Below are 16396 nucleotides of genomic sequence, written 5' to 3'. Positions count from 1 at the left end.
TCCCGCACCACACCGCAACCACTGCAGCACTACCAGAACAATCCCCAGCGGCCTTGTCCGCTGCCCAGGAGTGAATCCATGTCGTCCGTGTTTGTATCGCGCCTTGCCATGGCAGTGGGCCTTGGGCTGACGCTGCCCTGCCTCGCCCTTGCCACCCCCGCCAAACCGGCCGGATCGCCCGACCAGCGCGCCGCCGCGCTGGTCGCGCAGATGAGCCGCGAAGAAAAGGTGGCGCAGGCCATGAACGATGCCCCGGCGATTCCGCGCCTGGGCATCCCCGCCTACGAGTGGTGGAGCGAAGGCCTGCACGGCATCGCGCGCAACGGCTACGCCACGGTGTTTCCGCAGTCGATCGGCCTGGCGGCGAGCTGGAATACCCGCCTGATGCAGCAAGTGGGCACGGTGGTGTCCACCGAAGCGCGCGCCAAGTTCAACCAGGCCGGCGGTCCGGGCAAGGACCATCAGCGCTATGCCGGTCTGACCATCTGGTCGCCCAATATCAACATTTTCCGCGACCCGCGCTGGGGCCGTGGCATGGAAACCTACGGCGAGGATCCGTTTCTCACCGGGCAAATGGCGGTGGGCTTTATCCGCGGCCTGCAGGGCGAGGATCTCAACCACCCACGCACGATCGCCACGCCCAAGCACATCGCAGTGCACAGCGGCCCCGAGCCGGGACGGCATGGCTTCGATGTGGATGTGTCGCCGCACGATGTGGAAGCGACCTATACGCCGGCGTTCCGCGCCGCGCTGGTCGAAGGCCAGGCCGGCTCGGTGATGTGTGCCTACAACGCGTTGCACGGCACCCCGGTCTGCGCGGCGGACTGGCTGCTCAACGGCCGCGTGCGCGGCGACTGGGGCTTCAAGGGCTTTGTGGTGTCCGACTGCGATGCAGTCGACGACATGACCCAGTTCCATTATTTCCGCCCCGACAACGCCGGCTCGTCGGCCGCCGCGCTGAAGGCCGGGCACGATCTCAATTGCGGGCATGCCTATCGCGAACTCGGCACGGCGATCGCGCGCGGCGAAGTGGACGAAGCCTTGCTCGACCAATCGCTGGTGCGCCTGTTTGCCGCGCGCTATCGCCTGGGCGAGCTGGAGGCCCCGCGCAAGGATCCGTACGCACGGCTCGGTGCGAAGGACGTGGACAACGCGGCCCATCGTGCGTTGGCCTTGCAGGCGGCTGCCGAGTCGATCGTGCTGCTGAAGAACGATGCCAACACGTTGCCGCTCAGAGCCGGCACGCGGCTGGCGGTGATCGGCCCGAATGCAGACGCACTGGCGGCATTGGAGGCCAATTACCAGGGCACTTCGTCCGCGCCCGTGACGCCGTTGCTGGGCCTGCGTCAGCGCTTCGGTGCGCAGCAGGTTAGCTACGCACAAGGCGCACCGTTGGCCGCCGGCGTGCCGGGCATGATCCCGGAAACGGCATTGCGCAGCGATGGCAAGCCGGGACTGCGTGGCGAGTATTTCGACAATGTCGACATGAGCGGTGCTGCGCGCGTGGTGCGGCAGGACCGCACGGTGAGCTTCAACTGGGATCAGGTCGCCCCGGCCAAGGGGGTACCGGCCGACCGTTATGCAGTACGCTGGAGCGGCGAACTGCTGCCGCCCAGCGCTGGCGATTACACCCTGGCGGTGCGCGTGGCGCGTTGCTTCGATTGCGGCGGGCACGACCCGGTACGCCTGTATATCGACGACAAGCTGGTGGTTGCCGGCAACGCCGAAGACAAGCACGTGCCGGCCGGCATGCACAACGCCGACGGCCGCAGCGTGGAAACCGTGCTGCATTTCGACGACACCCGCCCACGCAAGATCCGCCTGGAAATGGAGCATCGCGGCCAGGATCAGGGCGTGCGCCTGGAATGGCTGGCTCCTGCCGCCGCGCAACTGGCCGAAGCCGCGCAGGCCGTGGCACAGGCAGACGCCGTGGTCGCTTTCGTTGGCCTGTCGCCGGATGTGGAAGGCGAAGAGTTGCGGATCGATGTCCCCGGCTTCGACGGCGGCGATCGCAACGACATCGCCCTGCCCGCCCCGCAGCAAGCCTTGCTCGAACGGGCAAAGGCGTCGGGCAAACCGCTGGTGGTGGTGCTGATGAGCGGCAGCGCGGTGGCCCTGAACTGGGCCAAGACGCATGCCGATGCGATCGTGGCCGCGTGGTACCCGGGCCAGTCCGGCGGTACCGCGATCGCGCGCATGCTGGCCGGCGACGACAATCCCGGCGGTCGCCTGCCGGTGACCTTCTATCGCTCCACCAAGGACCTGCCGGCCTACGTCAGCTACGACATGAAGGGCCGCACCTACCGCTACTTCAAGGGCGAGCCGCTGTTTCCGTTCGGCTATGGCCTGAGCTACACCCGCTTTGCCTACGACGCGCCGCAGCTGTCCACCACCACGCTGAAAGCCGGCAATCCGTTGCAGGTGACCGCTACCGTGCGCAACACCGGTGCACGTGCCGGCGACGAAGTGGCGCAGGTGTATCTGCAATATCCGGACCGCCCGCAGTCGCCGTTGCGCAGCCTGGTCGGTTTTCAGCGCGTGCATCTTGCAGCGGGCGAGCAACGCACGCTGACCTTCCATCTGGATGCACGCGGCTTGAGCGACGTGGATCGCAGCGGGCAGCGCGCAGTGGAGGCCGGCGACTATACGTTGTTCGTCGGCGGCGGGCAGCCCGGCACCGGCGCCGCTGGCAATGCTGCGTCGTTTTCGATCCAGGGACGCTCGCCGTTGCCCAAGTAATGCCTGTGATCACATGACGCGCAACAGGCGCCGGCTGTTTCAGCCGGCGCCTGTTGCGTTGACGCACGGCAATGCTGCGCCGCACCGGAAATCATCGCCATCGGCGTACCGCGACGCTGTATTCGTCTTCATTGCGCAGCCGGCACGACGATCTGAGCACACACTTCACACCTGCTTGACAGTCGCAACAGCGCGGTCTATCACTCACCTCAGCCGGCAACACACGTCATTGCGATGACCGTGGGCTGATCGACAGCAACAGCGTTTCCACGCAGCACGCGCACCGGGAGATGGTTGTATGCAGCATCGTCGTATCGACCAGCGCCTCCGTGTTGCCGCCCTCGCGTTGCCTCGCCCTGCCCACATGCGCGCGCTCGTTGCACTGGTGCAGCCGGCATGACCAAGCACTATAAATTGAGCGCCATGCGATCGCGCTCCAAGTGCATCGCCGGCTATTCCCCGCCCCGCCACTGACGCCTGCAACAGCTGTCCCAGCTGGCAGACGCTTCGACGTGCATCCCATGCGGTAATACGCGCACGCTTTGACGGCGTGCTGCGCGATGCCGTGTGTGTGCTCCATCGTGCGGACCGTCTGCCCAAGAGCAAAGGCATTGGAGGGCGTTGCCATCGGCAACGTTGCCCAGCATCTGGCGAGGTGGCATGTGGAAAAGCGTGAGCGTTCGAATGGCAAGCAATGGGCCGTGGCAATCCTGACCCTCACCGGCATGGCATCGGCGGCGACGGCAATGGCTGGCACGGTGGAAGGCGACCTGAAGGAAGCCAGCAGCGGCAAGCCGGCAGCGAATGCGAAGGTGCGTATCGCAGGTACCGCCTATAGTGCGGTCGCCGATGCGCGCGGGCATTTCGTCATCCGTGACGTGCCTGCAGGGCAGTACGCGCTGAATCTGGAGTATCCCGGCTTCAGCGCGGCCGAAACCAGCATCCAGGTCGGCGAGACCGGTACTGCGTCGGTGGCGATCGCGCTGGAACAGGTCAAGCAAATGAAGGCGATCAGCGTGGTGAGCAACCGCTACGACGCCAGCGACCTGAAGATCAACGCGGCCAACACGGTCGATGTGCTGTCGGCCAACGACCTGCAACGCACCGCCGTGCACAACGTGGCCGAAGCGCTGGGCCTGATCGCCGGCATCAACATCACCAGCACCGGCTCGGGCTATTTCGGCGGCATCGACGGTGCAGCACGCGGCGAAGGCATGTTTGCCTCGGTGCGCGGGCTACCTTCCGAATACAACGTCAACATGATCGACGGCGTCACCGTGGCGCAGGGCATGCCGTATAGCCGCAGCGTGCAGCTCAGCCTGCTACCGCCGACCGGACTGCAGACCATCGTCGCCAACAAGACCTCCACTGCCGACATGGACGGCGATGCGATCGGCGGCACGTTGGATTTCCGCACCCCCACCGCCTACGACTTCAAGGACACCACCAGCGGCAGCGTGACCGGTAGCGGCCGGGTGGAAAGCCGCGCGCGCGATTACGGCGGCGATGGCCTGGGTGGCGGCTTCGGTGGCGAGTTTCAGCACAAATTCGGCGATGCGCAGCAGTTTGGCGTGTATGCCAGCGCGTACTACGACTACCGCACCACCACCAACAGCGAAGTGGCCGCGGCCACCAGCGCGCTCAACGATGGCTCGTGGGAATATTTGAACACCGACGCCAACGGCGGCAACGCCGCCGGCTTCGATCCGCAACACAACCTCACCAGCACCGGCATGAATGTCGGGATTGCCGCAGGCTGGGAGCGCCGCTACGGCGGCAATGCATCGTTTGATTGGCACGTGGACGACACCCTGTCGCTCTACGCGCGCATGACCTACGCCTATGCCAAGACCGATCAGGGCACCACCTTCGTGCAGCTACTGCCGCAGGATGTGCGCTACGTGCCAACCGGCACGCCTGGCGTGTATACGCCCAACATCGGCCGCATCGCCTCGCGTTTCTGGTACGAAACCAACCCGGAAATCGCCGATCTGGCCACCTTTCAGATCGGCGCGAAAAAGACCGTGGGCGGCTGGACCTTCATGCCCAACGTGTTCTACAGCTTCGGTGACAACGACCGCCCCGACCATGTCGAGATCGATGGACGCGAAGACAAGTTCACCCAGGACAACTACGCCTATTCCGGCAATACCCTGGTGGCCTATGGCGGCGGTGCATTTCCATACCCGCAGCTCACTCCGGCGCTGCAGGCGCAGGTCAACAACATCCCCTCACTCTATGCTGGCAGCTATGGCGAGCTGACCAAGATCTACTCCGGCCAGAAGAAAGGCGGCGCACGCGTCGATACCCGCTACGACTTCGAAGAGGACGGCGCACTGCGCTCGGTGCAGTTTGGCGTCAAGTACAGCAAGAGCCGTCGCCGCTACACCAACCGCGACTGGTATACCGGCGGCGTGGATGGCACCACCACGCTGGGCGAGCTGGGCATCTTCACCGGCACCTATGCATCGATCTTCCCGGGTAAATACGACTGGAACACCCCGCGCGTGAGCGAAGCCGCGGTGGCCGGTGTGATTGCGCAACATCTCACCGACGACGATCTGGACACCTGCGGCAACGCGTTCTACGTCAACAACTTCAACTGCAACACCATGCGCGGCACCGAGGCGGTCGGTGCCGCCTACGCCAGCGCCACCTTCACCATGGGCAACCTGGACATCGTGCCCGGCGTGCGCTTGGAACACGCCGCGATCAACAACACCTTCTGGGTGAGCCCGACGGACGCCGACGGCAACGACATTGCCGGCTACTTCGACCATAACCACACCTCCTATAACGAGCCCTTGCCCAGTGTGTTCCTGACCTGGCGACCGGATCTGCGCACGGCGTATCGCGCCTCGCTGTGGACCGGCTACACCCGGCCGGCCTTCGTGCAGCTGGGCGGCGGCAGCCAGATCGACATCTCCAATGGCGTCACCACCATCACTCAGGGCAACCCGGACCTGAAGCCGATCGAATCGACCAACCTGGACCTGTCCGGCGAATGGTCCACGCAGCACGGCGGCTTTTTTTCGCTGGCCGGCTTCTACAAGCAACTGCGCAACTACATCTACGATGCCGGCTCGGCGCAGGCCAATGGCAGCACCACCGGTAGCGGCACGGTGCTGTACCACATGCCCGCCAATGGCGGTGACGGCAAGATCTACGGCGTTGAAATCAGCGCCCGGCAAAAATTCCAGGACCTGCCCGCCCCGTTCGACGGCCTGGGCGTGAGCGCCAACGCCACCCGCCAGCACGCGCGTGCGGACCTGGGCCTGGACGGTTTCGAGAACGAGCACATGCAGTCGGCGCCGGCGGCAATGGCCAACCTGGAAGTGTTCTACGAACACAACGGGTTCTCGCTGAACCTGAGCTACCACTTCAGCAGTTCGTACCTGCTGGGCTACGACTTCCTGCACGAAGGCGCGCCGTGGAACGACCTGTGGGCACGCCCCACCCGACGTGTGGATCTGCACACCGGCTACCGCTTCGACAATGGCGTGAGCATGGATCTGTCGATCTCCAACCTGACCGAGGAATACAGCTATTGGGCGCATGTAGGCCGCCGCAACCTGGCGATCTCCGACATCGTCGATGCCGGAAGCACGGCGCTGTTCACTGTCAAGTATGCGTTCTAGCAGTGGGCCGCGCTGCGCCGCAGACCTGGCGGCGCGGCATGGCGCGCCGCGATGCGATCGATATAACGCGGCAGTTCCTTTCCTGGCTGGAGAGACGATGAAACGCAGGAGTCTATGCACGTTTGGGCTGCTCGCGCCGTTCGGCCTGGCGGCCGCGCCGGCGCTGCTGTCGTCGCTGCGTGCGCCTGTGCCGGATGGTCGCCCGCATGTATTCGGCTTCGACCGCGGACAGTTCGTGCTGGACCAGCAGCCGTGGCAGTTGCGCAGTGGCGAGATGCATCCGTTGCGCATCGCCCGTGCGGATTGGCTGCAGCGCATCCGCATGGCCAAGGCGATGGGCTTGAACACGATTGCGCTGTACCTGATGTGGAATGCCTACGAGCGCGAGCCGGGGCAGTTCGACTTCGCGACCGACGAGCGGGATTTCGTCGCCTTCATCAAGCTCTGCCAGCAGGAAGGCATGTGGGTGTATCTGCGACCCGGCCCTTACGTGTGCGCCGAATGGACGCTGGGCGGGCTGCCGCCCTACCTGCTGCGCGAACCGGGCATGCGGTTACGCGACGCCAATGATGCACGTTACATGGCAGCGGTACAGCGCTATATCGCCGCGGTGGCGCCACACCTCGCACCGCTGATGGCCGGTGCCGGCGGGCCGGTGCTGATGCTGCAGATCGAGAACGAATACAGCATGCACGGCAGCGACGTGGGCTATCTGCAGGCGCTGGCTGCGCTTTGGCGCCAGCACGGCATCGATGGCCCGTTTTCGCTGGCCGAAGGCATGAAGGACCTGCGCCGACGCAAGGCCTACCTGCCCGGCGCGGCGCTGGGTCTGGATGGTGCGGATCTGCAGGAGTTACAGCAGGCCAGAACCATCGCAGGTGACGCGCCGGTATGGGTGGCCGAAGGCTACCCGGGCTGGTTGACGCATTGGGGCGATGCCGTTGTGGCGCGCCGCGACTACGCACCGATGCTGCAGCACCTGATGGCAGCCGGCTATTCGTTCAATCTGTATGTGGTGCACGGCGGCAGCAACTTCGGGCTGAGCGCTGGCGCCAATGCCGAAGACGACGGTTCGCAATTCCAGCCGGTGCTCACCAGCTACGACTACAGCGCACCGATCGACGAACGCGGCTGCGCCACGCCGGCCTACACGGCACTGCGCAGCATCATCGCCCAACACAGCAGCGGCCCGCTGCCGGCGATTCCGGCGGCGCCAGCGCGCACCCGCTTCGACGCGGTCATCGCACACCCGGTCGCATCGCTGTGGGACAACCTGGGCGACCAGCCGGTGCCTACCGACCAGCCTGCCGACAACCAGACCCTGCTCAGGCAGAACCTGGGCCTGGCGGTCTATCGGCGCCGCATTGCCGCCGGCACGCAACTGGACCTGGGCCAGGTGCACGACTACGCAGCAGTCCACCTGGATGGCCGCGAGATCGGCCATGTCTCGCGCATGCGGCATGCGCACCTCAACAGTGCAACGCAACTCGCCCTGCCGAACGCCGCCGCGAAGGAACGCCAGCTCGACATGCTGGTCGACAGTTTCGGCCATATCAATTTCGGCCCGGCACTGGGCGATGCCAAAGGCCTGCTCGGCCCGGTGCGACTGGATGGCAGCGAGCTGCGCGGCTGGCAGGTGTACGGCGTAGCGCTGGATAGCGACACCGCGCCCACGTTGCGCCCACTGCAAGCGCCAGCCGCGCGCCCCGGCCTGTTCTTCGCCGCCGATATCGCACTGCAAACGGTCGGCGACGTGTACCTGGACATGCGCCAGTGGCGCAAAGGCTATCTGTGGGTCAACGGACGCCTGTTGGGGCGTTACTGGAACGTCGGCCCGCAACAGTGCCTGTTCTGCCCCGGCGCTTGGCTGCGCAAAGGCAACAATGCGGTGCTGGTGCTGGATCTGCATCAACTGGAGGCCACCGCGATCCACTGCGCCGACAGCCTGCGCGCTGCCCATGACGCAGCCACCACAGCACGCAGCACGCATGCGGCGTACAGCGCATGCTGAGCCCCTCGGTGGTGCCGCCATCGTCCACAGCTGCAGGCGCCCCGCCGCGCACGCTGGGTTTCTGGAGCGCGCTGTCGGCCAATCTGCTCAACATGATCGGCATCGGCCCGTTCATCACCATTCCGCTGGCGTTGTCGGCGTTGGCTGGCCCATCGGTGTTGATCGGCTGGGTGGCCGGTGCGCTGCTGTGCATGTGCGATGGGCTGGTGTGGGCCGAACTCGGCGCTACGATTCCGCGCTCGGGCGGACCGTACCACTATCTGCGCGAGGCATACGGGCGCGAACGCTGGGGGCGCCTGTTCGGGTTTTTGTATCTGTGGCAAACGCTGCTGACCGCACCGCTGTCGGTGGGCTCGGCGGCGGTGGGCTGCGTGCAATATCTGGCGTTCCTGCTGCCCGGCCTGGGCCATGCCCGGCTCACCGCCATGGCGATGGCGCTGTGCGCGTTCAACACACTGCTGCTGTATCGCAAGGTGCGTTCGGTGCAAGTGCTGTCGTTGCTGGTGAGCGCAGCGGTGATCGGTGCCTGCGTGTGGATCATTTGCAGCGGCGTGCTGCATTTCGATCTGGGCATCGCCGAGGATTTCCTGCATGCGCGCCCGGCTTCGCCGCACGGCTTCTGGCTGGGCTTGGGCGCAGTGGCATTGATCGCGGTGTACGACTACGGCGGCTACAACAACGTGTGCATGCTCGGTGGCGAAATCCGCAAGCCACGCCGCACCATTCCGCGGGCGGTGCTGGTCTCGATCCCGATCGTGGCGCTGCTCTATCTGGGCCTCAACGTCACCTTGCTCGGCGTGCTGCCTTGGCAGCAGGCGGCGCAATCCAAGGCGGTGATGGCCGACTTCATGCAGGCCATCTACGGGCCGGCGGGCAGCACCGTGGCAGTGGCGTTGATCGTGCTGGCCAGCTGGGGCTCGGCACTGGTGGTGTTGCTGGGATATTCGCGGGTGCCATATGCCGCCGCCGCGGCCGGGCAATTCTTCGGCGTGTTTGCGCGGCTGCATCCACGTGGCGGCTTTCCCACCGCATCGCTGCTGTTCGTCGGCGCAACGTCCGTGCTGGCCTGCCTGCTGTCGCTGGACGATCTGATCGCCACCTTGATGATCATCCAGATCCTGTTCCAGTTTCTGGCGCAGTGCCTGGCCGTGGTGCTGTTGCGACGCAAGCGGCGCCGCCGTGCATTTTCGATGCCGCTGTATCCGTGGCCGCTGTTGATCAGCGTGGCCGGTTGGCTGTATCTGCTGGCCACCAGCCCCGGCCATCGCGTATTGGCGGCAGTGCTGGCGCTGTGCGTGGGCAGTGCGCTGTATCTGATCCAGGCACGGAGGGAGCGCGCATGGCCGTTCCAGCTGCAATGAGCGCCGCACAGATCATGGTGGTCGGCGAGGTGTATCTCGACCACATCTTCAGCGGTTTCGAACGCTGGCCGGCACCCGGCGAAGAAGCGCTTGCGCGTCACTACACGCGCGAGTTGGGTGGCGGCACGCTGATCACCGCCTGCGCGCTGGCACGGCTGGGCTGCAGCGTGCGCGTGCTCGGTGCGATCGGTGCGCAGGACCGTCCGGTGTTCGCGCAGCGCCTGGGCGAGTTCGGCGTGTCCGCCGATGGCTTGGTCGACTCACCGGCCGGCACCGGCGTGACCACCAGCGTGTCGCTACAGGACGACCGCTCGTTCTTCACCTACCACGGCGCCAATGCCGACCTGAGTGCGCTCCTGCTGGATGAAACCTCCATCGCCGCGATGTCTGCGGCCACCCACGTGCACTTCGCCCTGCCGCTGCCTGTTGCGGTGGCGCAGCCCCTCCTGCCGCTGCTGGCGCGTGCCGGCTGCAGCACCTCGCTGGATGTCGGCTTCAACCCGGCCTGGCTGGCCGATCCTGCCAACCACGCCACCTGCCGCGCGGTGACCTGGTTTCTGCCCAACCAGAAAGAAGCCGCGCTGATGGGCTGCGGCGATGGCCCCGACGCGTGTCTGGCATGGGCACACGCACTCGGCCTGCGCCAGGCGGTGATCAAGCGCGGCGCTGCCGGCGCGATGGTGATCGATGACGCCGGCGCACGCCGGGTCGCCGCACCCATCGTGCCGGTGCGCGACACCACCGGCGCCGGCGACGCCTTCGATGCCGGCTTTCTCGCCGCCCAGCTGCGCGGCCTGTCGCCGGATGAGAGCGCACAGCACGGCTGCCACGCGGGCGCGGCCTGCTGCAGCGCGCTCGGTGCGCTCGACGGCCTGTTTCTCCTATCTCCCCCCACACGCGAGGACGTTCCATGAGCAGTTCTGTCGACAATCGCAAGCTCACCCTGATCGGCGGCGGCGGCGTCCGCACACCCTTGGTGGTGTACGGCGTCAACGAAGCCGCCGAGGCGCTGGGCGCGCGCGAGATCGTGCTGTACGACCCCGATCAGGAGCGGCTGGCGCTGATGGTGGCGATGGGCCGCGCCGTCGTGGCCGACGCCGGCGGCGCGTTGCAGGTGCATGCGGCGCCCTCGCTGGAAGCGGCGATCGAAGGCGCGCATTTCGTGCTCAACAGCATCCGCGTCGGCGGCATCGCCCAGCGCGCCTCCGATGAGCAGACCATCATCGGCCATGGCTATTCCGGCCAGGAGACCACCGGCCCGGGCGGCGTGGCCAAGGCGCTGCGCACGGTACCGGTGGCGATCGAACAGGCGCGCATGATCGAACGCCTGAGCCCGGACGCCTGGCTGGTGAGCTTCACCAACCCCGCCGGGCTGATCACCCAGGCCATCAGCGCACACACCCGCGCGCGCGTGGTCGGTATCTGCGATACGCCGGTGGAGTTGTTCCACAACATCGCACGCGCGCTCGGCGAGCCGGCTGCCGATGTGGAATGCGACTACGTCGGGCTCAATCATCTGGGCTGGATCCGCGCGGTGCGCCTGCGCGGCGAAGACATCCTCGACCGCGTGCTCGCCGACGACGCCATCCTGCGCCAGCTCTACCTGGCGCCCTTGTTCGACTTCGACATGCTGCGCGCACTGCGGCTGATCCCCACCGAATACCTGTATTTCTTCTACGAGCGCCGCCGCGCCCTGGAGAACCAGCGCGCCAGCGGCGCGAGCCGTGGCGGCGAGATCGAGCGGCTCAACCGCACCCTCATCGGCGACCTGCGCAGCCGGCTGGACGCCGGCGACACCACCGGTGCGGTACAGACCTATGCGGCCTATCTGGCGCAGCGCTCCGGCTCGTACATGAAGCTGGAGGCCGAGGCCGGCTCGGCCTTCGCGCCGGACCTGGCGCCGCAGCCGGACCCGTTCCGCGCCAGCACCGGCTATCACCGCATCGCGGTGGACGTGATGAGCGCGCTGACCGGCGCCCGGCCCGCGCGGCATGTCGTCAATGTGCGCAACCAGGGCGCGATGGGCGAGCTGGCCGACGACGACATCGTGGAAATCGCCGCAGACATCGATCGCGACCGCATCGTGCCGGTCCCGGCCGCGCCGCTGCCCAGCGCCGTGCAGGGGCTGGTGCACACGTTCAAGGCGTACGAGCACGCCGCCATCGAGGCGGCGCTCAGCGGCAGCCATCTGGACGCCTGCAAGGCGATGCTGATCCACCCGGCGATCGGCGAATGGAGCCCGGCGCGGCGGTTGCTGGACGCGTTGTTCGGCCACGCACACGACGATGGCCACTGCGCGGGGCCGGCACAGTGGCGTGGACATGCGGTGGGCTGATACCGAGGTTGATGCCGTGCCGTCGCTGCCGGTGGGGTCATGACACTGGCGTGCCGGTCGTCTGCGCGTTTCAACGCCGCCGGCAACGAAGACCCAGCGCAATCCGCCACGCAGACGGCGGAGAATTGTGCGGCCGCACTATGCACATTTGGCGCACACGTTGTATGGTCATCGGGAATTGGTCATGCATAGGTCTCATCCTTAGCCGGCGGGTAGCGCGGCGCTGGAGCGGCACTGGTGTGCAGGCCTGCAGTCGAAATCCAAGGAGTTCCAGGTCATGCACACCCGCCGCGACATCCTTCAACTCCTAGGCGCCAGTGCCGGTGCCGGCCTGCTCGCCGCCGCACTGCCCGCCATTGCGGCCGCGCCCGCCACCGGCGCGTCCAGCGTAGCCAGCGGCTTTGTCAGCAAGCGCCCGCCCAAGGCGCAGCGCCGCTTCGTCAGCAAGGCGGTCGAACAGCAGATCGCGCAGATCAAGGCGCGCATCGCCGATCCGGAACTGGCCTGGCTGTTCGAGAACTGCTACCCCAACACCCTCGACACCACGGTGGAAACCGGCACCCGCAACGGCAAGCCGGACACCTTCGTCATCACCGGCGACATCCACGCGATGTGGCTGCGCGATTCCTCCGCGCAGGTGCACCCGTACGTGCCGCTGGCCAGGCGCGACCCGGCGTTGCGGCGCATGTTCCATGGCCTGATCCAGCGCCAGGCCGCGTGCATCGCGCTCGACCCGTATGCGAACGCGTTCCTGCCCGATGGCCAGACCCAGCGCCTGAAATGGTCGCTCAACGACATCACCGAAATGAAGCCCGGTGTGGGCGAGCGCAAGTGGGAAGTCGATTCGCTGTGCTACCCCATTCGCATTGCGCACGAATACTGGCGCGCCACCGGCGACGCCGCACCGTTCGACGACGACTGGCGCGCGGCGATGCACGTGGTGGTCAAGACCTTCCGCGAGCAGCAGCGCAAGAACGACCGCGGCCCGTACGTGTTCCAGCGGCCTTCGCCGCTGGCCACCGAAACCCTGGTGCTGGAAGGCTACGGCCAGCCGACCAAGCCCAATGGCATGATCCACTCGATGTTCCGCCCCTCCGACGACGCCTGCGTGTTCCCGTTGTTCGTGCCGGCCAACCTGTTCGCGGTGACCTCGCTGCGGCAGCTGGCCACGATCAGCACCGCCTTGCATCGCGACACCGCCTTTGCCGCCGAGTGCACCGCGTTGGCAGACGAAGTGGAAACCGCCACCCGCCAGTTCGGCCAGCAACGCGATGCCGACGGGCAGGCGTACTGGGCGTTCGAAGTGGATGGCTTCGGCAACCAGTTGTTCATCGACGACGCTAATGCACCGGGCCTGCTCAGCCTGGCCTACCTGGGCTGCTGCGACCGCGCCGACCCGGTGTTCCTGCGCACGCGCCAGCTGGCCTGGAGCGAGCGCAACCCGTATTTCGCGCGCGGCCAGGCGGCCGAAGGCGTCGGCAGCCCGCACAGCGGCATGGGCACGATCTGGCCGATGTCCATCATTCAATACGCACTGGTCAGCGACGACGACGCGCAACTGCGCCAATGCCTGCAGTGGTTGAAAACCACCCACGCCGGCACCGGCTTCATGCACGAAGCCTTCGACAAGGACAACCCGAACACCTTCACCCGCGACTGGTTCGCCTGGGCCAACACCTTGTTCGGCGAACTGATCATCGACCTGCATCAACGCAAACCCCAGCTGCTGCGTAGCCTCTGACCTTTCCTTCTCCCTTTGGGAGAAGGTGCCCGAAGGGCGGATGAGGGTGCCCCGGCATCGGCCCGCAACATTCCGAGACCACACACATGGCAACACGACGCGGTTTTCTCCAAGGCGCCATCGCCGCAGCCCTGTTCGGCAGCGTCGGCCTGCCCGGCCTGGCGCGCGCGCGCGCCGGCAACTACGCGCTACCGGCCGATGCGCGTACCGGCGCCGACCTCGCCCGGCATGTGGATGTGTTCATCGGCACCGGCGGCCACGGCCATACCTTCCCCGGCGCCACGTTGCCGTTCGGCATGGTGCAGCTCAGCCCGGACACCTATAACGCAGTGTGGGATTCGTGCTCGGGGTACCACGAGTCCGATGGCTCGATCATGGGCTTTTCGCACACGCACCTGTCCGGCACCGGTATCGGCGACATGCTGGACTTCCTGCTGGTGCCCGCCACCGGCGAGGTCAAGTTGGTGCCCGGCCCGCTCGACAACCCGGACGCCGGCTACCGCTCGCGCTACGACCATGCCGATGAAGCCGCATCGCCGGGTTACTACCGCGTGCGCCTCAAGGACAGCGGCGTGCATGCCGAACTCACCGCCACCGCGCGGGCAGGCCTGCACCGTTACCACTTTCCCAAGGGCAAACCCGCGCATGTGTTGCTCGACCTGTGCCACGGCATGCAGGACAAACCCGGCATTCCCACCCGCATCAGCGATGCGCAGTTGCGCGTGGTCGACGAACGCACGCTCACCGGCGGACGCCGCGTGTACCAATGGGCCAAGGGCCGCTACATCTATTTCGCCATGCGCCTGTCGCGTCCCTTCAAACAGGTGCAGTTGTACGACGAAGACCAACCGCTGGCCGCCGGCACGCGCAGCGCCGACGGCACCCACCTCAAGGCCGCGTTGCATTACCCCGATGCTGCCGACGCCCCGCTGCTGATCAAGGTCGGCATCTCGGCCGTCAGCGCCGACAATGCACTGGCCAACCTGGATGCCGAATTGCCGGACTTCGACTTCGCGCGCGTGCATGCGCAAGCCGTCGCCGCCTGGGAAAAGGAACTGGCCCGCGTGCGCATCGACAGCGATGACGACGCGCAACGGCGCATCTTCTACACCGGCCTGTATCACAGCCTGCTGGCGCCTACGCTGTTCTCCGACGTGGACAACCGCTACCGCGGCATGGATCTGCAGATCCACAGCGCGCCGAAGGGCTACAACAACTACAGCACCTACTCGTTGTGGGACACCTACCGCGCCGCGCATCCACTGCTCACGCTGGTCCAGCCCGAGCGCGTGCCCGACCTGGTGCAATGCCTGGTGCGCGGCGCCAACGAATGCCCGGACGGGGTGGGCATCTGGCCGCTGCAGGGCGTGGAGACCGGCTGCATGATCGGCTATCACTCCGCCGTGGTGCTGGCCGAGGCGCATGCCAAGGGCTTTACCGGGATCGACTACAAGGCCGCGTGGCCGGCATACCGCAAACGCGCGATGGACGACACCACGCATGGCCTGGGCGAGTACCGCAAGCTCGGTTACATCCCCGCAGACAACGTGGACGAAGCAGTCAGCCGCACGCTCGAATACGCCTACGACGACTGGGCCTGCGCACATCTGGCGCACGCCGCCGGCGCCAGCGACGATGCGCGCGCGCTGCGCGAACGCTCACGCAACTACCGCAACGTGTTCAATCGCGATAGCGGCTTTGTACAGGCGCGGCTCGCCGACGGCAGCTGGGCCACGCCGTTCGACCCGCGCGGCATGGGCCACATCGCCAAATGGCGCGATTTCACCGAATCCAACGCCTGGCAGGCCACCTTCCTCAATCAGCACGATCTGTACGGGTATATGGACTTGTACGGTGGTCGCGACGGTTTCGTCGCCAAGCTGGACGAGCTGTTTTCCACCAGCTCCGAACTGCCCGCCGATGCACCGCCGGATATCGACGGCATGGTCGGCCAGTACGCGCATGGCAACGAGCCCAGCCATCACGTGGCGTATCTGTTCGCCTATGCCGGCCAGCCGTACAAGACCCAGGCGATGGTGCGCCGCTTGCTGCGCGAGCAGTATCACGACGCGCGCAACGGCCTGTCCGGCAACGAAGACTGCGGGCAGATGAGCGCATGGTTCGTGCTCAGCGCATTGGGTCTGTATGCGGTGGATCCGGTCAGCGGCAACTACATCGTGGGCAGCCCCTTGTTCAAGCGCGCCACGCTGGAGGTGGGCAACGGCCGCACGCTGCGCATCGTTGCCAACAACAGCAGCGAAAAGAACGTCTACGTGCAGTCGCTGAAGTGGAACGGCGCACCGACCAACCGTGCCTGGCTGCGTCATGCCGATCTTGCCGCAGGCGGCACCCTGGAGTTCGAGATGGGGTCCACGCCCAATCTGAGCTTCGGTGCCAACAAGAAGGATCTCCCGCCCTCGTTTGCCTAGCGGGCGCACAGCCGCGGCAGCTTGACCATGACAGTTCCCGTTAGTCCCCTTCTTCCGCAAGCAGGGGCGCGCTGCCTTCCTTCTCCCGCAAGCGGGAGAAGGTGCCCGGAGGGCGGATGAGGGCCACCATCAACACCGATCC

The 16396-nt window shown here is 66.3% G+C and carries 8 protein-coding genes; all 8 read left to right on the top strand.

Annotation, left to right across the window (positions count from 1 at the left end):
- The first annotated feature begins 78 nt into the window (after positions 1–78).
- Entirely contained in the window at positions 79–2739 is a 2661-nt protein-coding gene (locus EO156_RS04685) for a glycoside hydrolase family 3 C-terminal domain-containing protein (RefSeq protein ID WP_016851459.1), read from the top strand.
- A gap of 746 nt (positions 2740–3485) precedes the next feature.
- Positions 3486–6377 (top strand): TonB-dependent receptor, encoded by a 2892-nt coding sequence (locus EO156_RS04680; protein WP_026007294.1) that lies wholly within the window; start codon positions 3486–3488, stop codon positions 6375–6377.
- Between the two features lie 97 nt (positions 6378–6474).
- Positions 6475–8388, top strand: coding sequence for a beta-galactosidase (locus EO156_RS04675; protein ID WP_016851457.1), 1914 nt, complete (start codon positions 6475–6477; stop codon positions 8386–8388).
- Positions 8382–9749 carry an APC family permease gene (locus tag EO156_RS04670; RefSeq protein ID WP_016851456.1) on the top strand — a complete coding sequence of 456 codons (1368 nt, stop codon included), beginning with the start codon at positions 8382–8384 and terminating at the stop codon, positions 9747–9749. The genes EO156_RS04675 and EO156_RS04670 overlap by 7 nt, the downstream gene beginning before the upstream one ends.
- Entirely contained in the window at positions 9728–10663 is a 936-nt protein-coding gene (locus EO156_RS04665) for a sugar kinase (protein WP_230578031.1), read from the top strand. The genes EO156_RS04670 and EO156_RS04665 overlap by 22 nt, the downstream gene beginning before the upstream one ends.
- The gene (locus EO156_RS04660; protein WP_029829302.1) at positions 10660–12084 is read left to right on the top strand and encodes a 6-phospho-beta-glucosidase; all 1425 of its coding nucleotides are present in this window, start codon (positions 10660–10662) and stop codon (positions 12082–12084) included. The genes EO156_RS04665 and EO156_RS04660 overlap by 4 nt, the downstream gene beginning before the upstream one ends.
- Before the next feature lie 277 nt (positions 12085–12361).
- Complete coding sequence (locus tag EO156_RS04655) at positions 12362–13825, top strand: glycoside hydrolase family 125 protein (protein ID WP_029829304.1); 1464 nt, start codon at positions 12362–12364, stop codon at positions 13823–13825.
- A gap of 86 nt (positions 13826–13911) precedes the next feature.
- Positions 13912–16254, top strand: a complete 2343-nt coding sequence (locus tag EO156_RS04650; protein ID WP_016849777.1) for a GH92 family glycosyl hydrolase — start codon at positions 13912–13914, stop codon at positions 16252–16254.
- The last annotated feature ends 142 nt before the right edge of the window (positions 16255–16396 follow it).

Source organism: Xanthomonas sp. DAR33341, assembly GCF_003992815.1.
GTDB classification, from domain to species: Bacteria; Pseudomonadota; Gammaproteobacteria; order Xanthomonadales; family Xanthomonadaceae; genus Xanthomonas; species Xanthomonas cissicola.
This window is presented reverse-complemented; position numbering and strand designations above follow the sequence as displayed.